A 2,886-nucleotide genomic window follows, 5' to 3' on the forward strand; every position below is an offset into this window, starting at 1 on the left:
CCGGCGGAAGCCGCCAGCAGGGCCGCCACCACGGCGAGCGCGGGCCAGGCCGTCCACTTCAGCGAGCAGGCGGCGGCCAGCGCCAACCCGGCCGCCACCGGCCGCCGTTCGGCGGCGCGGACCAGGGCGAGCCAACAGAGGCCGGTGAGCGGCAGGTCGACCCCGCTGACGCAGAGCGGCAGCGCGACCACTGGTGAGGCGGTGAGCGCGGCGGCGCCGAGCCGGTGCCCGACGGGTACCGTCCGCAGCACGCAGAGCAGGAACACCGCCGCACACCAGAGCCGGGCGTCGCCCAGCGGCGAACCGCCCAGCAGAGCCCGGGGCAGGCCCAGCAGGGCCATCCCGGGGAGGTACGGGGTGTACTCCGCGACGGACTGCGGGTCGGCCAGGTACGGCGTGCCGGTGTGCAGCAGCAGCGACCCGGAGCGCTCGATCACCCCGACCTCGCTCTGCCCCCGCCCGTCCGGCACCAGCACGAGCAGCGGCACCAGCACCGCCCCGACGGCCGCGACCGCCACCGACACCTCACGACCGCGCCGCCGCAGCAGCACCACGGCGAGCGCCGCCGACAGGTACCCGCAGGCCGCCCAGGCCCCCCAACTCCGGTGCGGCCCGAGCCCGGACACCACCGGGAACGCCCCCGCCCACCCCGCCGCGACCACCCACCCGCCGCACCACCACCACGCCCGTTTCGTCACCCCTCCATTGCATCGGCGCAGGCCGGCGGGGTCATCACGGCCAAGTCGAGTCCTGTGGTCGGGTTTCCCCTACCCCGCCCGCCGGTGGCGTGGGGCCGGCACTGCGCATCCCCCTGCCCGCGCTGACGTTCGGTGGTCGACGGATTACTGCTCGTCCCGACCTTCCCGCTATCCTCACCGTGTGCTGAGGTCGTGGGGTGCGGCGGTGGAGCGGGCGCAGGACCGGCTGGCAGCGGGGCCGCGGCTGCGGGCGGCCGGGCCGGGGGAGGAACGGCGGTTCGCGCTCTGGGACTTGGCGTCCCTGGTGGAGGGCGAGCTGGGCGAGCCGGTGGACCCGGACGGGCTGGCGCCGCAGGCGGAGCGCGGGTGGCGGGAGCGGCTGGGGGAGAGCGGCCGGGAGTGGCCGGGCGGGGAGCTGTACCGGCGGCGCTACTGGATCCAGGACGACGCCGGTGCCGTGGTGGGCACCGTCGCGGTGGACAACTGGACCAAGGGCCCGAGCCAGCTCGCCGTCTCCTCCCTCTACGTGACCCCGGCCGCGCGGGGCCGGGGGCTGGCCGCCGCCGCGCTGGACGAGGTGTACGCGGCGGCCACCGCCGAGGGCCTGCCGGGGTTCCGGCTGGAGGCGCACTGGTCATGGCAGCCGGCGGTCCGCTACTACCTGCGCCGGGGCCTGTGGGTGGTGGGCTGGAAGCGTTCGCTGTCCTTCGCCCGGATGCCGCAGCTCCCGCTGCACCGGGTACGGGAGGAGGACGGCCGGCTGTTCCTGCTGGTCGCCGACCGGCTGCGCGGCTGGGTGCCGATACTGACCGCGGGGCAGGAGGGCCGCTGGCTGCGGCTGGACGAGACGGCGGACTACCGGGGCTGCGACGGCTGGGTGCACGAGTACGCCCGCTCCACGCTGGCCCTGTACCTGGCGCTGGCCGGCCGGCCGCTGGTGCGCGGCCCGCAGTGGTGGGCGGAGGCGTGGCGCTGGTCGGACGCGGGGGAGCCGGAGGGCTTGGCGTACCGGATCGAGGAGTTCGAGCGGGCGGCCCGGACGGCGGGCCGGCGGATGGTCAGCCCGTACCGCCCGGTGCCGCTGCCGGACCCCGCCCCGCCGCCGTCCTCACCGCTGTCCTCGCCGCCGTCCCCGCAGCTGGCAGACTCGGGGGATGGCTGAGATCGAGATCGACGGCGCCCCCGCCGACCCGGCGCGGCTGGCCGCGCTGGGGCTGCTCAACTACGGGCACTTCACCACCCTGCGCGCCGAGGCGGGCCGGGTGCGCGGTCTGGCGCTGCACCTGGACCGGCTGGTCCGGGACTGCCGGGTGCTGTTCGGTGCCGAGCTGGACCGGGCGGTGGTGCGGGAGCGGATCGGAGCGGTGCTGCCCGCCGACGGTGCGCCGGTGACCGTCCGGGTGACCGTGTACGACCCGGCGCTCGGCCTGGAGCGCCCCGCCGCCCCGGCCGCACCCGTCCTGCTGGTGACCACCCGCCCGGCCGTGGCGGCCGCGCCCGCCCCGCTGAGGGTCCGCACCGTGGCGTACCGGCGGGAGCTGCCGGAGGTGAAGCACGTCGGCCTGTTCGGCCTGGTGCACCACCGTCGGCAGGCCCAACTCGCTGGCTACGACGACGTGTTGCTGGTCGACCAGGACGGCCTGGTGGTCGAGGGCGCGACCTGGAACGCCGGCTTCCTGGCCGGGGACGAGCTGGTCTGGCCGCAGGGCCCGAGCCTGCCCGGCGTGACCGAGGCCCTGCTGTCGGGCGCGTACCGGGGCCCGCAGTCCCGCGAGCCGCTGCCCGCCGCCGGGCTGGACCGCTTCACCGCCGCCTTCGCGGTGAACGCGGGCGTCGGGGTGCGGCCGCTGGCGGCCGTGGACGGCACCGCCTTCGACCCCGACCACCCGGTGCTCGCCGAACTGCGCGCCGCCTACCTGGGGATCCCCGCCGAACCGGTGGGGGGATAACCCCACCCACGGTCCGCCGGTGACCTGCATGGTTCGCGGAAGCCGTCCTTCCTAGGGTGGAACACGTCGACGACGAGCGACGCAGAACCGAAGGAAGGCCCATCCATGGCACGCCGCCAAGACCGCCGCAGGACCGATGCGTACGGCACCGATGCGTACGGCACCGACGTGTACGGCGCCAACGCATACGGCACCGATGCGTACGGCACCGACGTTCACGGCACGGCCCCGGGCGGCGC

2 protein-coding genes and 1 pseudogene are annotated in these 2,886 nt (G+C 76.3%); 2 read left to right on the top strand and 1 reads right to left on the bottom strand.

Features of this window, described 5'->3' with window-relative positions:
- A pseudogene (locus KS423_RS42475) lies at positions 1-698 on the bottom strand (hypothetical protein); the annotation flags it as partial.
- Between the two features lie 181 nt (positions 699-879).
- Here KS423_RS42475 and KS423_RS42480 point away from each other — a divergent pair.
- On the top strand, positions 880-1,860 hold the full coding sequence (locus KS423_RS42480; RefSeq protein ID WP_224285049.1) for a GNAT family N-acetyltransferase: 981 nt from the start codon (positions 880-882) through the stop codon (positions 1,858-1,860).
- Entirely contained in the window at positions 1,853-2,647 is a 795-nt protein-coding gene (locus KS423_RS42485; RefSeq protein ID WP_224285050.1) for an aminotransferase class IV, read from the top strand. The genes KS423_RS42480 and KS423_RS42485 overlap by 8 nt, the downstream gene beginning before the upstream one ends.
- Positions 2,648-2,886: the final 239 nt, after the last annotated feature.

Origin of the sequence: Streptomyces sp. LS1784 (assembly GCF_020103755.1) — a bacterium.
GTDB lineage: Bacteria > Actinomycetota > Actinomycetes > Streptomycetales > Streptomycetaceae > Kitasatospora.

What these genes read in the sequence shown, in the direction of transcription:
- KS423_RS42485 (WP_224285050.1), top strand. Translation starts at nt 1,853, where the DNA reads ATGGCTGAGATCGAGATCGACGGCGCCCCCGCCGACCCGGCGCGGCTG.